15 protein-coding genes are annotated in these 13,037 nt (G+C 41.3%); 7 read left to right on the forward strand and 8 right to left on the reverse strand.

Annotated elements, in window-relative coordinates:
* Nucleotides 1–202: 202 nt before the first annotated feature.
* Nucleotides 203–511 carry a hypothetical protein gene (locus AACU25_RS35115; RefSeq protein WP_096584840.1) on the reverse strand — a complete coding sequence of 103 codons (309 nt, stop codon included), beginning with the start codon at nucleotides 509–511 and terminating at the stop codon, nucleotides 203–205.
* A gap of 139 nt (nucleotides 512–650) precedes the next feature.
* On the opposite strand from AACU25_RS35115, the gene AACU25_RS35120 reads away from it, so the two are divergent.
* The 4 genes from AACU25_RS35120 to AACU25_RS35135 all read left to right on the forward strand — a co-directional run bounded on the left by AACU25_RS35120 (nucleotide 651) and on the right by AACU25_RS35135 (nucleotide 5,377).
* Nucleotides 651–1,340 (forward strand): hypothetical protein, encoded by a 690-nt coding sequence (locus AACU25_RS35120; RefSeq protein ID WP_321206725.1) that lies wholly within the window; start codon nucleotides 651–653, stop codon nucleotides 1,338–1,340.
* A gap of 108 nt (nucleotides 1,341–1,448) precedes the next feature.
* Entirely contained in the window at nucleotides 1,449–2,003 is a 555-nt protein-coding gene (locus AACU25_RS35125; RefSeq protein WP_096584846.1) for a hypothetical protein, read from the forward strand.
* Nucleotides 2,004–2,135: 132 nt separating this feature from the next.
* Nucleotides 2,136–3,914 carry a bifunctional 3'-5' exonuclease/DNA polymerase gene (locus AACU25_RS35130; RefSeq protein ID WP_096584849.1) on the forward strand — a complete coding sequence of 593 codons (1,779 nt, stop codon included), beginning with the start codon at nucleotides 2,136–2,138 and terminating at the stop codon, nucleotides 3,912–3,914.
* Between the two features lie 533 nt (nucleotides 3,915–4,447).
* Nucleotides 4,448–5,377 carry a tyrosine-type recombinase/integrase gene (locus AACU25_RS35135; RefSeq protein WP_096584852.1) on the forward strand — a complete coding sequence of 310 codons (930 nt, stop codon included), beginning with the start codon at nucleotides 4,448–4,450 and terminating at the stop codon, nucleotides 5,375–5,377.
* A 1-nt stretch (nucleotide 5,378) separates the two neighbouring features.
* On the opposite strand, the gene AACU25_RS35140 is transcribed toward AACU25_RS35135, so the two are convergent.
* The gene (locus tag AACU25_RS35140) at nucleotides 5,379–5,960 is read right to left on the reverse strand and encodes a hypothetical protein (protein ID WP_096584855.1); all 582 of its coding nucleotides are present in this window, start codon (nucleotides 5,958–5,960) and stop codon (nucleotides 5,379–5,381) included.
* A 114-nt stretch (nucleotides 5,961–6,074) separates the two neighbouring features.
* On the opposite strand from AACU25_RS35140, the gene AACU25_RS35145 reads away from it, so the two are divergent.
* Together AACU25_RS35145 and AACU25_RS35150 are read left to right on the forward strand one after the other, a co-directional pair.
* Nucleotides 6,075–6,566 carry a hypothetical protein gene (locus tag AACU25_RS35145; protein WP_096584858.1) on the forward strand — a complete coding sequence of 164 codons (492 nt, stop codon included), beginning with the start codon at nucleotides 6,075–6,077 and terminating at the stop codon, nucleotides 6,564–6,566.
* A gap of 163 nt (nucleotides 6,567–6,729) precedes the next feature.
* Entirely contained in the window at nucleotides 6,730–7,149 is a 420-nt protein-coding gene (locus AACU25_RS35150) for an acyl-CoA thioesterase (RefSeq protein ID WP_096584860.1), read from the forward strand.
* A gap of 56 nt (nucleotides 7,150–7,205) precedes the next feature.
* Here the strand turns inward: AACU25_RS35150 and AACU25_RS35155 are convergent, their stop codons facing one another.
* The 5 genes from AACU25_RS35155 to AACU25_RS35175 form a co-directional block, all read right to left on the reverse strand.
* A complete protein-coding gene (locus AACU25_RS35155; protein WP_096584863.1) occupies nucleotides 7,206–7,886 on the reverse strand; it encodes a hypothetical protein in 681 nt (226 codons plus the stop codon).
* Between the two features lie 2 nt (nucleotides 7,887–7,888).
* The gene (locus AACU25_RS35160) at nucleotides 7,889–8,353 is read right to left on the reverse strand and encodes a hypothetical protein (RefSeq protein ID WP_096584866.1); all 465 of its coding nucleotides are present in this window, start codon (nucleotides 8,351–8,353) and stop codon (nucleotides 7,889–7,891) included.
* Between the two features lie 3 nt (nucleotides 8,354–8,356).
* Nucleotides 8,357–9,382 (reverse strand): tyrosine-type recombinase/integrase, encoded by a 1,026-nt coding sequence (locus tag AACU25_RS35165; RefSeq protein WP_096584869.1) that lies wholly within the window; start codon nucleotides 9,380–9,382, stop codon nucleotides 8,357–8,359.
* A 160-nt stretch (nucleotides 9,383–9,542) separates the two neighbouring features.
* A complete protein-coding gene (locus AACU25_RS35170; protein WP_096584872.1) occupies nucleotides 9,543–9,956 on the reverse strand; it encodes an HNH endonuclease in 414 nt (137 codons plus the stop codon).
* A 9-nt stretch (nucleotides 9,957–9,965) separates the two neighbouring features.
* Nucleotides 9,966–10,340, reverse strand: a complete 375-nt coding sequence (locus AACU25_RS35175; protein ID WP_096584961.1) for a hypothetical protein — start codon at nucleotides 10,338–10,340, stop codon at nucleotides 9,966–9,968.
* A gap of 193 nt (nucleotides 10,341–10,533) precedes the next feature.
* On the opposite strand from AACU25_RS35175, the gene AACU25_RS35180 reads away from it, so the two are divergent.
* Nucleotides 10,534–11,190 (forward strand): hypothetical protein, encoded by a 657-nt coding sequence (locus tag AACU25_RS35180; protein WP_190445580.1) that lies wholly within the window; start codon nucleotides 10,534–10,536, stop codon nucleotides 11,188–11,190.
* A 510-nt stretch (nucleotides 11,191–11,700) separates the two neighbouring features.
* On the opposite strand, the gene AACU25_RS35185 is transcribed toward AACU25_RS35180, so the two are convergent.
* The gene (locus AACU25_RS35185; protein WP_096584875.1) at nucleotides 11,701–12,837 is read right to left on the reverse strand and encodes a hypothetical protein; all 1,137 of its coding nucleotides are present in this window, start codon (nucleotides 12,835–12,837) and stop codon (nucleotides 11,701–11,703) included.
* Nucleotides 12,838–13,037: the final 200 nt, after the last annotated feature.

Genomic DNA, 13,037 nt, shown 5'->3' on the forward strand with positions numbered 1-13,037 from the left:
TAATTTATTGAATAAAACCCCGGCGTTGCTGAATGAAGGAATGAAAATTAAAAATTCAATCTCTCAACCTCTTACTCTCTGCGCCTGGAGCGTGTTAGCGAAGCGGGGCGTAAGCCCGACAAAAATCATCCCACGGATCAGCAACGCCAAAAACCCAATTACTTGTTGCTTATTGGGTGTAGAAAGAGAGTGAAAATATGACTTATAACTCTAACTCAGGGGATGCTGACTGTTGACTTTTCTTAGACTTGTAACCTGAGCCAGAACCATATCCTGGTAATTGAGGATTAGGATTGGCAGCTGATTCAGTGTAAGGTGTATCCCCAAGATTGATTTCAAAGATATTCTCTTGATAACCATCCCTAAATTGGTCTGCTTGCCAGGGATTATTATTATCTCCAGAACTTGATTGCTTAACACCGTAACATAAAGATTGATAGCCACTGCCAGACTGATAATTACTACTGTCGTCAGGATCAAGATTTTGGTTAATTGTGGGTTCGTTATTCATTGACATTATCTAAAAAACCTGTAGCAATGCCAGCATAAAAATATTTATCTAGTATCAGCCTTCACCTATTGGACATTAATTTTTTAGCCGATTGGCTATTTTTGGTGATGCGCTCATATCGAGATAAAAAATGGAGCAAATGAATTTAATTTCACCAGAAATAATGGCAGAAATTAGTAATGGTAATAGTAGCAAACTACCAGACAACACCCGAAAAATGCTGCAAATTCTGGCAAGTTTAAATATACCAAAAGAATTATTAGCAAGTCTTTTAGAAATAGCTGAATTTTCCCTACACCATGTTCGCTACCTTGCAGGGCCATTAGTAATCTATCGCAGTCCTTGGAGTGATACGATTCCCCAATGGTTGAAGTTTGCTTGTATTCAGGATCGATTGGAACTTATCTTCACTGAATATGAACAGAATCAGGTTGGTGTTTCCAGCACAGCCACAGAAGTTCTTACCTACATGATGCCAGCAACTTACGAAGCACCTTTACATAGGGACTACGCTGACCTTTATCTTTGGGTAGGTAATGAAGTTTTAACCAAATACGATAAATTACCAAAGGGTTGTAAGAGTTTTTATGAATTTATAGGTGATGGTGATACGAGCAATGCCAGCAATAATCGCATCATTCATTTTAATCAGGTAAAAAATGAATTCAACTATCTTAGCAGGTCAATTCGACGCAGCATAGTTAAACACGCAGCACAAGAGGGATGGGGTAAGCGACATGTCAATACCAAGTCGAACTTAGACTCGACCCAAAGCACCCCAACTCCTCAACCTTCATCAAATTCAACTGTGCAAATTAGCTTGTTCTGAATTTTCACTCTTCTCCTCAGCCTATTCAAATTTTTATCTGAGGATTTTTCTGTTAAATGGAAGCGCTCGCTTCTTTAGTTATGAACATCTATTCTCAAATTAATCATCATGAATACTCAAGAAATTCAAGAAGTTTTAAATCATCTCATCATTGGAATTACAGCCTTATATGCCATTGTAATGGTCGTTGATTTTGTTGCGGGAATAGTCCATCTGTGGCAAAAATTCACACTCAATATCGAATACCATACCAACAACACCACATCTGAACAATCACACCTTGAATCTATTGATATTAAGAAATCTCTCAAGTTAGAAAATCAAAATCAATCAACTAACCGTATTATATCAAAACCAGAACCTCAACCAGACAACTTTGTTAGCATTGATGTAGACAAAATTGATTTACGGACAGCCAGAAAAATTGCTACTGCCATAAAAAAAGCTTCAACATCCAATCATGACTTAATTATCAAACAAAAAGTCAACAGTAAAAGTGTTCCTTTAGCCTGGTTGCAATCACAGATTCAGCATCGTTTAGAACTGGCACCAGAAATTGTCGCACCCATTATCAGAGAATTGGCTCCTACTGCTTTTACATCTGTTCGAGAAAATATTCAGCATTCTAACATTGCAAAAACATGTAAACGTCAAGTCAGTTAATCATATAAAGAGAGGAATATCGATAGTATTACCTCTCTTTAATAGTTTTTCAAATCTTTTTATAAAACTAATTTGAAGTTGCTAGATATACAAGCTATCGCTTCTAGGTGATAAATTAAAATTAAATTCATTATGTTTACAAGCTTAATAAATACAAATAATATCAATATTTTTACCATACAATATACTCTTGTTTCCAATGTTTCAAGTCTTAATTCTGCTCTTCAACTTCTGTTTCAGGCAGAAGTTTTAGCCATAGATTGTGAAACAACAGGACTTGACCCCCTAACTGATTCTATTAGACTGATTCAAATAGCTGCACCAAACCATCCGGTAGTGCTGATAGATTTACCAGCTATTCCCAAAAGCGATCGCTCACTTTTAAAACAACTCCTGAGTAACTCTGCTGTCAAAATTGCTCATAATGCCAAGTTCGACTGGCAATTTCTCACACTCGCAGGACTTCAAACCTCCGGTAAATTCTTTGATACCCAACTTGCTTATAAAGTTCTAACCGCAGGATTAAAAACAAGCTCATCTTTACAAAATATAGTTAAAAAGTTACTACACTTTCAACTAGATAAAACTCAACAAATCAGCGATTGGTGTAAACCTCTTACCAAAGCTCAATTGCACTATGCTGCCTTTGATGCTGCCATATTACTTGACCTTTACCCAATTCTCCTCAAGAAGTTAAAGCAGGCAAAGTTACTCAAAATTGCCCGACTTGAATTTCAGTGTATGCCTGTTGTTGCTCAAATGGAACTTAACGGGATGCTATTTGACTTGTCTCGATGGCAGATACTGGGTGCAAAACTAGAAATTGAAAAAACAGATGCTTTAAACCAACTCAAGCAACTCCGTATTGCTAGCTCTCAGATGTCATTGCTGCCAGAACTGACAGATGCAGTAAACCCGAATTCACCTCAGCAAGTTTTGGCTGCTCTCCAAGCTATTGGTATCAAAATCAACTCAACTAATCAAAGTAAATTGGTTTCTTTAGCTGCACAGTATCCCATAATTCAAGCATTGCTAGATTACCGCCGTCTATCCAAAATTATCGGCACTTTTACCGAGAAACTACCGCAGCATATCCACCCCAAAACTGGGAGAATTCATCCCAACTATTATCAATTAGGAGCAAAATCCGGTAGATTTTCTTGCCGCAAACCACCTCTACAAAATATTCCCCGCGATCAAACAGCCCGTAGCTGCTTCATTGCTGCCCCTGGCTATAAAATTATCAAAGCCGATTACTCCCAAATAGAACTACGAATTATGGCTCGGCTTAGTGCTGATATAAAGATGTGCCAAGCCTATCGCCAAGGTGCTGACTTACATCGATTAACAGCATCTCTAGTAACTGGAAAACATATCAATGAAGTAACTGAAGAAGACCGCAGATTAGCAAAAGCAATAAACTTTGGATTGATTTTCGGTATGGGCGCTGCCAAACTCCAAATTTACGCCCAAGTAAAATATGGGGTGGCAATGACATTAGAACAAGCAAAAGCTTTCAGAAAACGATTCTTTGAAGCTTATCCTGGAATAGCTAAATGGCATGAAAACATCAAACATGAATACACGAGAGGCATTAAAGAAAGTCGTACACTAGCAAATAGACGACGGAGATGGGTAAACAAGCCCCGACTATCAGAGCTCTTTAACCATCCAGTACAAGGTTTAAACGCCGACATCAACAAATTAGCTATGGTAAAACTTTCAAACCCATTAGCTAAATTCAAAACAAAACTTATCTGTGTAAGACATGATGAAATTGTACTGGAATGTCCAGAGACTAAAGTTGAGCAAGTTAGCCACACACTACACAATTGCATGGTTGCTGCTGCCCAAAAGTTTCTCAACCCTATTCCAGTTGTTATAGATATTAAAACATCAAATAGCTGGTGAACTACCGTTCTGTCGTTCTGTAAAACCTACCCAAAACTACCATTATCTAGTAAAAAATAGACTTATGTAATTTTGATGTTTACTTCCTGATTCAACGTAGTCTCAAGATGACTCTTCTTGGGTTTGTCTACTCCACAGGCTTACACGGTAGAACTTACCGCCATATCTCTTGCTTTTGGAATATGAATTCCATTTCAGCTGGAAAAATTCCTGGCTGACCAAATTTTCCTCAAACAGATATACTCCCACCGCTAAGGTCGCCCCTTGAACACTGCGACCTTAGCCAAGCTCAGGGATGACAGTTGCTGTAACGCCACAATGCCAAACAATCACCTCAGACGCTTTGTGCCAGAATAATTAAGTATATAACTTAGCATTTAAAGCATTAAATACTTAAGTAAGTGATGCTTTAACATAACTTAATAAATGAGACAGATGTATCCCGAGTACCTGTATTAAGGGACAATAAAAATCAGACCTTATAAAAACAGACAAAACTTAAATTATGTCTGATAAATTTACAGGTAAAACAAATGGCTCTGTCGCTGGTACATGTGAACAACTATCGTCAGGCGATCGCTACTCTATCTCCCAGGCAGGGGGAGGCGAAGTTGATTGCTTTATGGTTGGAAGGGAAGGCAGAGTCATCTGTACAGGCTTACCAGCGTTATACGAAGCGATTTTTGGTGTTTTTGGGGAAACCTCTCAACAAGGTGACCTATGAAGATTTGGTGGAATACGCAACTCAATTTCAGGGTCAAGCTGAAAGTACTAAACGCATGTATTTGGCGGCGGCTAAAAGTTTGATTTCTTTTGCTCATAAAATTGGTTATTTACCTTTCAATGTTGGTATGGCACTCAAGCTTAATGAAATGCCAGACGCAATCAATGAACGCTATTTGGATGAGGCAGATATTAAGTTGTTGGTGCGGATGGCACAGAAAAAATTGGAACAAGTGAAGACACCCAAAAGACAATACACGGCGCGTCGGAATTTGTTGATCGTTAAGCTGTTGTATCAAGCAGGATTACGGGCTAATGAGTTGTGTCAGTTAACTTGGGGAGATTTAAGTTCGCGCGGAGACAGTGGTCAGGTTTATGTTCGTAAGGCCAAGGGCAGCAAAAACCGGACTATTCTGATTAAGTCGAAGCTATGGGCGGAATTGATGGAGTTTAAGGGAAATGCACTCGCGACAGATCCAGTGTTTGCGAGTCAGAAGGGAGGGCATCTCGACCGTCAAAATCTACATCCAATTATTAAGGAGATAGCAGAAGCTGCTGGGCTGAGTGAAAAGGTTTCAGTTCACTGGTTGCGTCATGCTCATGGTTCTCATGCGATTGAGCGGGGAACTAACCCAGTGCTGGTGAAGGAAACTTTGGGTCATGCCAACTTGGCGGTGACTGACCGCTATCTCAAGGCTAGACCGAGTGATAGCAGCGCTTTGAAGTTGATGGATTTGTAAACTACTGCTGTACTGGATGGTATAAACCATCTTCTGGGTGGAACTCCCAACCAATGCTTCTTGGGTCGCGGTTACGAGTCCAACTGATGAAATCTTTGGTGGAAAGTTTTTCAAAGTGGTCTACAAGATATGACGCTGTTAAACCTAGTCTTGAGGCTAAGTTTTGGGCTGGTAATGGTTGAAGTTCTAGTTGTGGCGGGTGGTAATTATTTGATTTGCGCTTAGAGCTTGGATATGAGCGCCCAGAGAGGACAGAAATTGCTCCTTCTATTTTTGCTAAGCGTTGGGCAATGGCTTCGGTTTTTTGCTCTAATAGTGAAAGTCTTTGTTTTGAGCTATCTTCTACACCCGATTCTATACTATCTTCTTGCCTATTAGCGAGTGCGGTCAGTTGGGCTTCTAGATTGTGTAGACGAGTTTCTATACTCACTTCTGTACCAGAAATTGGCCCCAGGACATGATACAAACCCTGGATAACTAAATCAGTAGCAGTGGTGTGACGTTCTCTTGCGGCAGTGCGGAGTGCTTTAGTTAAGGTTTTGGGAAGTTTGAAGTTAATTGATTCGCGTTCCATAGCAGCCATGTCTACACTACTTATATACTCTAGTACAGACAGTTTACCGCGTAGAAGTCGGGTTTTTGAGGAAAGGAACTGTTGCCCAGAAGTGAAAAATTAGTACTATAGGAGAAAAGAGTCGTGCCTGCTGAATTATATAAAGCTGGAATTATTGAGGTTGATGAGGATATAGATTTTACTGAAGAGGAAGAACTTTGGGATATTACAGTTCATTTTAATGGTGAAATGTTTACTCCAAAGCTTGCCTGTATCAGCAAACCTCAAGCTTTTGAAATCGGCAAAAGACTTTATAATTGGCTAGAGAATAATTATCGACGAATACAGGGATTTGAATTTAAGTGGGAAAAATATTCTGTAGAAAGAACCAGTATTAGAGAGTATCCTTGTTGTTATTTGCCATATTACTTTTTAGAAGAAGGTTTAGATGTTTTTACCTTTGAAGAACGAGATTCTGAAGCAATAGCATATGGCTGGATTACTGCTAGTCCTTTACCTTACTACATCGGATTAGATGGGTTGATAGTTATTGAGAATGTTACAGATGATGCTTATCAGGCAGGATGGTGTCCTGCTTGGAAATTAAGTAGAAAAAATTTTTTTGGAAATTCTTAACACTTATATTTCTCCTCATTATTTAACCCTTCTGGCTCCTGAATGCTGATTCCTATATTCTTAAGTTTTCACTGTTGTAGTGATTTTATCCGAAAAATCTCCAGATATAGCCTAATAGTATTTTAACCAATTGAATAAATCCATATTAAGAGAGTTTGAATTAATGAATTTTGAACTGGTTTCCTTGCAACTACAGGTACGTCCGAATGATCTAGATAGTTTCGGTCATGTTAACAATGCTACTGTTTTGGAGTATTTAGAAACTGGGCGTTGGCATTGGCTAAAACAACACAACTTACAGGGCAAACAGAAAATTCTTCCGGTTGTTGCTCGGATTGAAGTTAATTATCGTAAAGAAATTATCCTGGAAAATGTGATGATTCATACCAAGTTAGAATCAGACAAGAAAGCATCTAACTACCAAGCAAATTTTTGGCAATCAATTGAAATCATCAAAGAAGGCAATCCATTAGTTGCGGTTGAAGCTCGCATCAAATTAGTATTCATTGATTCGACCAAACGAACTTTGCGGACACTACAAGAATTTTTAGAAGGGGCAAACGATAATACTTTAACTACTTGAGCTTAAATAAAATTTCTACATTAACCAGGTAATAATCTGCCCACATTCAAAATATTTCATTTATTTTGGCTATCGTTTTTTATTATCCAAATATTCTGATTCTGATAAAAATCACCACGCTGCTCCAAATTAAACCCACCCAGCAGCAATCCCAACCATACCTCTACCATCGGCATTTTCAAAGCACGTTGAAGTTGGGGAAGCGAAATTTCATTTTGGATATCTGCAAGGTAGTAAGCGATCGCAGTTTGCCACTTGTGCACATCTTCATCACCCGCCAGCTTGTGAACATCTTCTACAGTCCTGACTTCCTCCAACATTTCTAAAACTTTCTCTTTCTCCACAGGTGCTACCACTGAATCACCTTGAGAGCCAGTATTGGAAAACTGATGCGGGCCATGTGGTTTGAAGGTCTGCGCTATGGGAGGTTCAATCAAATCATCCAAATCAAGCTGCATTGTAGTTCGCACCAACCCAGCAAAGATATCAGTGCTGACAATCGGCCCCAATGGACTATTGCGCTCGCGCACATCCTGCAACAGCATTACCGCACGAGATTTGAGGATATCTGCAATTTGATTAAACGCAACAGCAGCAGTTTCTAACTGTGCTTCCACAGATAAATCTGGTAGTTCTGCATCCAAACAATGCCACACTGGGGCTAGCGTTGAGTTTGGTGGTGCAACTGAAATTTGATCAAGCACATCCCAAATCGTTAATTGACGGTATGTATTCATCTTTATGATTCCGGATGTAGCGGACAAGGACGCACTGGACAGTGGTTGGGGCTAATCTCAAACATATCCTTATATTGATACAGCGAAACACCATATTCTTTGGCAAAAGCCTGCAACACCTTATCTGTATAGCTACGTATCTTGCCAGCAGTCAGCCCAAAGCAATGAATTGGTTCCAGACGACAAATCGGTTTTTGCCCCAACCATAGTTCAGCACCCAAAGCGTGTAATGGTTTATCTCCTGGCTCCTTGTATAAATACAGTACAGCAAAATACGTAGCAGGTGGTTCGACCGCTATTGAATCAATGCTCCTATTATCTTTAGTTCGGCTACGGTAAAACGAGCGCCGATTATGGCATACACGAGGATTCCAGCATCCATCTCCTTGCGCCCCATGCAGCACCTTAGCTTTAGCTGTTGGTAATTTGGCGCACAACTGACACTTGGTGTTCAGTGGCTTTGGCATATGCTACTCCACTTCTTCCTCACCTATGGCACGGTAATAAGCAGCGATCGCCGCTTCTTGCTCACTGCGAAGTGTATACCGTCGAAAAGCTTTCTCACTAGTATGCCCTGTCAGTTTCCGAGCATGAGTTGGGTCTACACCCAGTAGCAATAAATCAGTAGCATAAGTATGACGGAATTGATGCGGATGCAAGTCTTCAATACCAGCCAATTCGCCAATTTTTTCTACAGCAAAGTAAATACCGTGATAAGAAAGGCGTTCTCCAAGATATGATGGATGGTACGAAATCATCAGTGGACTGAGGCTAGTCAAAACCTCTCCCTGCGCCTCTCGCCATTGCAAATACTCTACCAGTACCTCTCTACTTTCTTTTCTTAAAGGCACCAAGCGAGGTTGGGCGGTCTTTGTGTCAGGTAAGAACAGCAGCTTACCATCAAATGATCCGACATTTAAATTCACCACTTCCCCAGCGCGGAGTCCATGACTGAGAATATGAACCAGTGCGGTATCCCGAACCTTTGTTTCTTCTAAATATTCCAAAGCTGACCACACTGATTCCATCTGTTCTGCTGTTAAACTTTGAGCAGGTGGCAGAGGTACTTTTTCCAACTTGACCCCCTGTGTGGGATTTGTAGTCATCATCTCTGGGTAGGTGAGACTCAACCATTTGAAAAAACTCTTTATAGCAGCAAGTCCTGCATTAATACTGCTTTTGGAAAGTGGTTTACCTGCATCAGTGCTGACTTCTTCCATCAAGTATTGTTTGTACAAACCTATATGACGCGATCGCATCTCATGATAGTGCAACTGCGTCCATCCCAAAAATCGCTTGAGTTCGCGTTCATAAAGCTTGCGGCTGTTGGGTGCGAGATTGTTGCTGCGTAAAAATTCCAATACTTTCACCCACCGGATATCAATTGGAGGAGTTTTTAAAGTATTCCTTTTACTACTTCCTGACTCTTTATTAACTGTGGCATCTTCAATCGGAATTAATTTAATGGGTGGTAAAGATTCTGCGCTCTCTATCATTTTTTATGCAATTAATTAAAAGAATAGTATTAGTTGTTTATTTTGAATAATGCTGTAACTAGACTGAAAATAATGCGATTATAAATTAGTTTTACTCAATGCTCGACTGCAACCACAATTAAATCTAAATTTCCTACTTAATCAGGTATGCAATCAATACTTACGGATATTGTTGTTGGCTCATTAATACTTGCCTTTGCAGCACACGATTGGGAATATTGAACTGAAGTAATTTTGCAGTAGATTTTCCCATCTGAGTTTTTCCTTCAATTCTCCCTGCTTCAAAATAGAAATGTTCATCCCAAATTTGACGGCGTGGGTTAAATAATGGGACAATTTCTCCAGTAGCCGCATCGATAGTAGCGAAATCAGAACCTTTATGACGATTGCATGATAGGCATGAAAGTGCTAAATTTTCAGCCGCAGTTTCACCACCATGTTTCACGGCAATAATATGATCTACTTCATGAGTATAAATTGAATAATCCTGATGGATTAAACAATATTCACAGCGTCCTAAAGCTCTATTGACGACCAGCTTCCTAAGTTCCGTTGAAATTGAATTAGATGTCATCTTATTTGATTACTTTTCCCTAGCTCGCGCCTTGAGTAAAATCATCAGATGTTCTAATTGCTCGTAAACATCTAATTCTGCTATTTCTATTTGAGTGAGTGAACCAGAGCGATTTTTTTCTAATAATGTTTGCAGCCGCATTTGTGTGTGTGGCGAAACTTTAAACCCAACAATTTCTTCTGGCGTTGGGCGCTTAATTAAGAAATCCAGCACTTCCAGATAAACTTCGGGTATTTCTACAGTTCCTATATTAACTTTTGACTGCTCAGTTGTTTGTTTGGGATCGTTATCCAACAATCGCCAAAGCAGTTCAGGTAACCGACTTTGCAAAGGTTCTAAACGCCCGACTAGTTCATCTGGTATTTCAATGGTGAGTTTTGCCACGCTGGAAACCATTAACTGAGTTAGTTGCTCATATTATGCTTGAAATTACATCGTAGTACAACACTACAACACAAAATAAGAATTCATTATCTTTTATCCGATATTAAATACGATTAATACCTTATGTTTTGATATACTCCTTGTTCTAGCTTTTTAGATAAAATATAATAGCTAGAACAAAGTAATAATAATTATGCCTCAAAAGATATGTGGACTCGGCTTTGATTGTGCTTCAATGATGTTACAACCGGGACTTGACCCTTCTGAATGCCTAAATTATAAAACCTGTGGAGCAGCCACTAAGCTGACTCCAGATGAAGAAATCGAACTAATTCGTGTGCGGCAGATTGCGGCTCAAGAAAGGCAACAAGAGTGGGAACGCATCCAGGAAACCTTTAGAACTACGCGCCGCGAAGCGGCAGTGATGATGCTAATGTCGAGAGGATGTCCTCAAAGTGCTGAATCGCTGGGTGTTGCTGCACAAATGGCCGCGATCGCCGCATCTGTTGCACAATTGCATCAAAATTTAAATAATATAGAAGGATTATACATTGCTCCTAGCGGCTGTGAAGTACATCATTATAATGTGAAGCGCCCAAGTGGAGTTTACGGATACAACAAACTCACAGCGGATGAGCCGATATTTGAACCATCCGAAAAACAGGAAAAAGTGAGAGTTATTCATTTAAGCCATGATGACGATCCGCGCAACACCGAAGCAAGACTGGGTATTGAGCGCCGAAATCAGTTAACTCGTGTACGTACGTTCCTGGCAACGGCTGTGGAATTGCTACAAGAAGCAGCCAATACTATTAGTGAACAGTCTTCTGATGAAGAGCGCTCAGTTTGAGGTGTCTTCTTCTTTGCCAAACGCTAAGACCCGTAACCTAAGTGATATAGAAACAATTTGACATGTTTTAGATTGCCTTGGAGAAAATATGCGAGTGTTGTTTTCAGGCTATCCCTGTTCTGTCACTCGCCGAAAACATTTGCCATTTGTGAATTAAGCGAGCTTTTATTTACCAAGGGTTAACACGATTTTTTTTCTAATAACAAATACAACACCCGTTTTTTTCTAATAGCATAGCTTGTATTGATTGCCTGATGCGGCTTCTAGGGATTACCCTCCTGGAGAGTGACAAAAGCGGGCTATTTTAGCGTATGTCTTACGCTAACTAATCTCCCACACCTTTTTTCGTTCACCCTTTTATCTATGTCATGAACAAGCCAATATTCAATAGCAGTTAGGGCAGTGACTTCCTGACTTAGGCATCTATTTAGCGCCTATTATTTTTCGATGATTACTGGGAAGTGTGACGGACTCGGACAAATTTTGGAAGCCTTAGCCCACTACTTAAGGTCAGTCGTCAGACCATGTAAACGTTGGGAGCTGACCAGTGTTGTCGAAGAGTCCAATGCCATAGCTGCCTCCGTAAGGCACAACCATCGCGTTTGAACGGACAGCAGCCCTCGCCCAGTCTGCGTTCCCAACTGCCGAAGCTGCAAGAGCCGCAAGACCAGTGGCCTGTATGCATTGCAAGAAGTATGCGCTAGTCACCAAGAGCAGGTCATAGGTGGGCTGGTCAAAGTTGGTGATTGCGAGGAATACGTTCTGGGGCTGCCACGTCGCCTTGCCCCGTGCGACCCCGGCTGACTGAATCGCTGGAAGTGCATCGGTACCACCAGCGCCGATGACAATCTCGGCGTAGCGACTACCAGTCCGGCTCGCGGCTTGCTGGGCGTGTTTGCGCCAGTTATCGAGCGCTCGGATCTCGTCAACGGCATAAGTGCCGTCGAAGAGTAAGGTTTCGTGATAGATGAAGTAGCCTACAGGAGCTATTGCGTTCGTTGGCTTTGAACCAGCGAGAATCTGGTCGAGGTAGCCCGCGTTGTACCCGTAGCTGTCGGTGAGTCCCTGAAGCTGCGCCCCCCGAAGGCTTGCCTCGGCGTATGCGAGCGCTCCAGCATCATTACCGTTGAATACCGTAAGCGCGGCATTGATGCCTGTCACAATTGAGTCAAACCTCTGCGCGGACGGCGGAAATCCTGGACGTGGGTTTGGTGAACCCGGCACTGGGAAGCGGATCAATGCGTTACGTAACCACACGCCACCAAAGTACCCGGCAAGGTGCATCAACCAAAGCAACGTCGAGAGGGAAGGGTCGCCAGGTTCGGACGGTCGGAGTGTCTTCTCGAACACGTACACTGGGACGTAGCGTGAGAGGAAGTCAATTGGATTTTGAAAAGCAGCTGGGGTTTCACGCGCGTAGCTACTCACGAGCCGATTGAGGAGTTCCAGATCCTCACTCATGACGGTCTTGAGATTGTCAAAGAACGGGTAGGGCGGCAGGTTGAGCCGCAGCCGCCGAGGTGGGCTTTGCGCGCCAGCAATATTGTGGAGTACTCCGGTACTTGAAACAAGCGTAGTGGCAAGGCCGGCCGCTCCTGCTCTAATAGCGCTAAGGAAAAAGGCCCGACGCGAGATATAGTTATGCATGGTAATTCGTTCTGGTACTGAATTAAAATACAGTAAGTTTACTAAATCTCCAATTTCAAGAATTTTCCATATAAATTAATCGGCTTTAACGTTGGTGCAGACTAGCGCTGATGGTTGAGCTAATAAATGTTGTGGAGTTAAAAACAAAGTTGATCAGCGCGATCGCACCTCCAGCGAACCACGAGTTAATAAACGCCGAC

Source organism: Tolypothrix tenuis PCC 7101 (genome assembly GCF_963874875.1).
In the GTDB taxonomy this organism is placed as follows: Bacteria; Cyanobacteriota; Cyanobacteriia; order Cyanobacteriales; family Nostocaceae; genus Aulosira; species Aulosira tenue.

What these genes read in the sequence shown, in the direction of transcription:
- AACU25_RS35115 (WP_096584840.1), bottom strand. Translation starts at nt 511, where the DNA reads ATGAATAACGAACCCACAATTAACCAAAATCTTGATCCTGACGACAGT.
- AACU25_RS35120 (WP_321206725.1), top strand. Translation starts at nt 651, where the DNA reads ATGAATTTAATTTCACCAGAAATAATGGCAGAAATTAGTAATGGTAAT.
- AACU25_RS35125 (WP_096584846.1), top strand. Translation starts at nt 1,449, where the DNA reads ATGAATACTCAAGAAATTCAAGAAGTTTTAAATCATCTCATCATTGGA.
- AACU25_RS35130 (WP_096584849.1), top strand. Translation starts at nt 2,136, where the DNA reads ATGTTTACAAGCTTAATAAATACAAATAATATCAATATTTTTACCATA.
- AACU25_RS35135 (WP_096584852.1), top strand. Translation starts at nt 4,448, where the DNA reads ATGGCTCTGTCGCTGGTACATGTGAACAACTATCGTCAGGCGATCGCT.
- AACU25_RS35140 (WP_096584855.1), bottom strand. Translation starts at nt 5,960, where the DNA reads ATGGCTGCTATGGAACGCGAATCAATTAACTTCAAACTTCCCAAAACC.
- AACU25_RS35150 (WP_096584860.1), top strand. Translation starts at nt 6,730, where the DNA reads ATGAATTTTGAACTGGTTTCCTTGCAACTACAGGTACGTCCGAATGAT.
- AACU25_RS35155 (WP_096584863.1), bottom strand. Translation starts at nt 7,886, where the DNA reads ATGAATACATACCGTCAATTAACGATTTGGGATGTGCTTGATCAAATT.
- AACU25_RS35160 (WP_096584866.1), bottom strand. Translation starts at nt 8,353, where the DNA reads ATGCCAAAGCCACTGAACACCAAGTGTCAGTTGTGCGCCAAATTACCA.
- AACU25_RS35165 (WP_096584869.1), bottom strand. Translation starts at nt 9,382, where the DNA reads ATGATAGAGAGCGCAGAATCTTTACCACCCATTAAATTAATTCCGATT.
- AACU25_RS35170 (WP_096584872.1), bottom strand. Translation starts at nt 9,956, where the DNA reads ATGACATCTAATTCAATTTCAACGGAACTTAGGAAGCTGGTCGTCAAT.
- AACU25_RS35180 (WP_190445580.1), top strand. Translation starts at nt 10,534, where the DNA reads ATGCCTCAAAAGATATGTGGACTCGGCTTTGATTGTGCTTCAATGATG.
- AACU25_RS35185 (WP_096584875.1), bottom strand. Translation starts at nt 12,837, where the DNA reads ATGCATAACTATATCTCGCGTCGGGCCTTTTTCCTTAGCGCTATTAGA.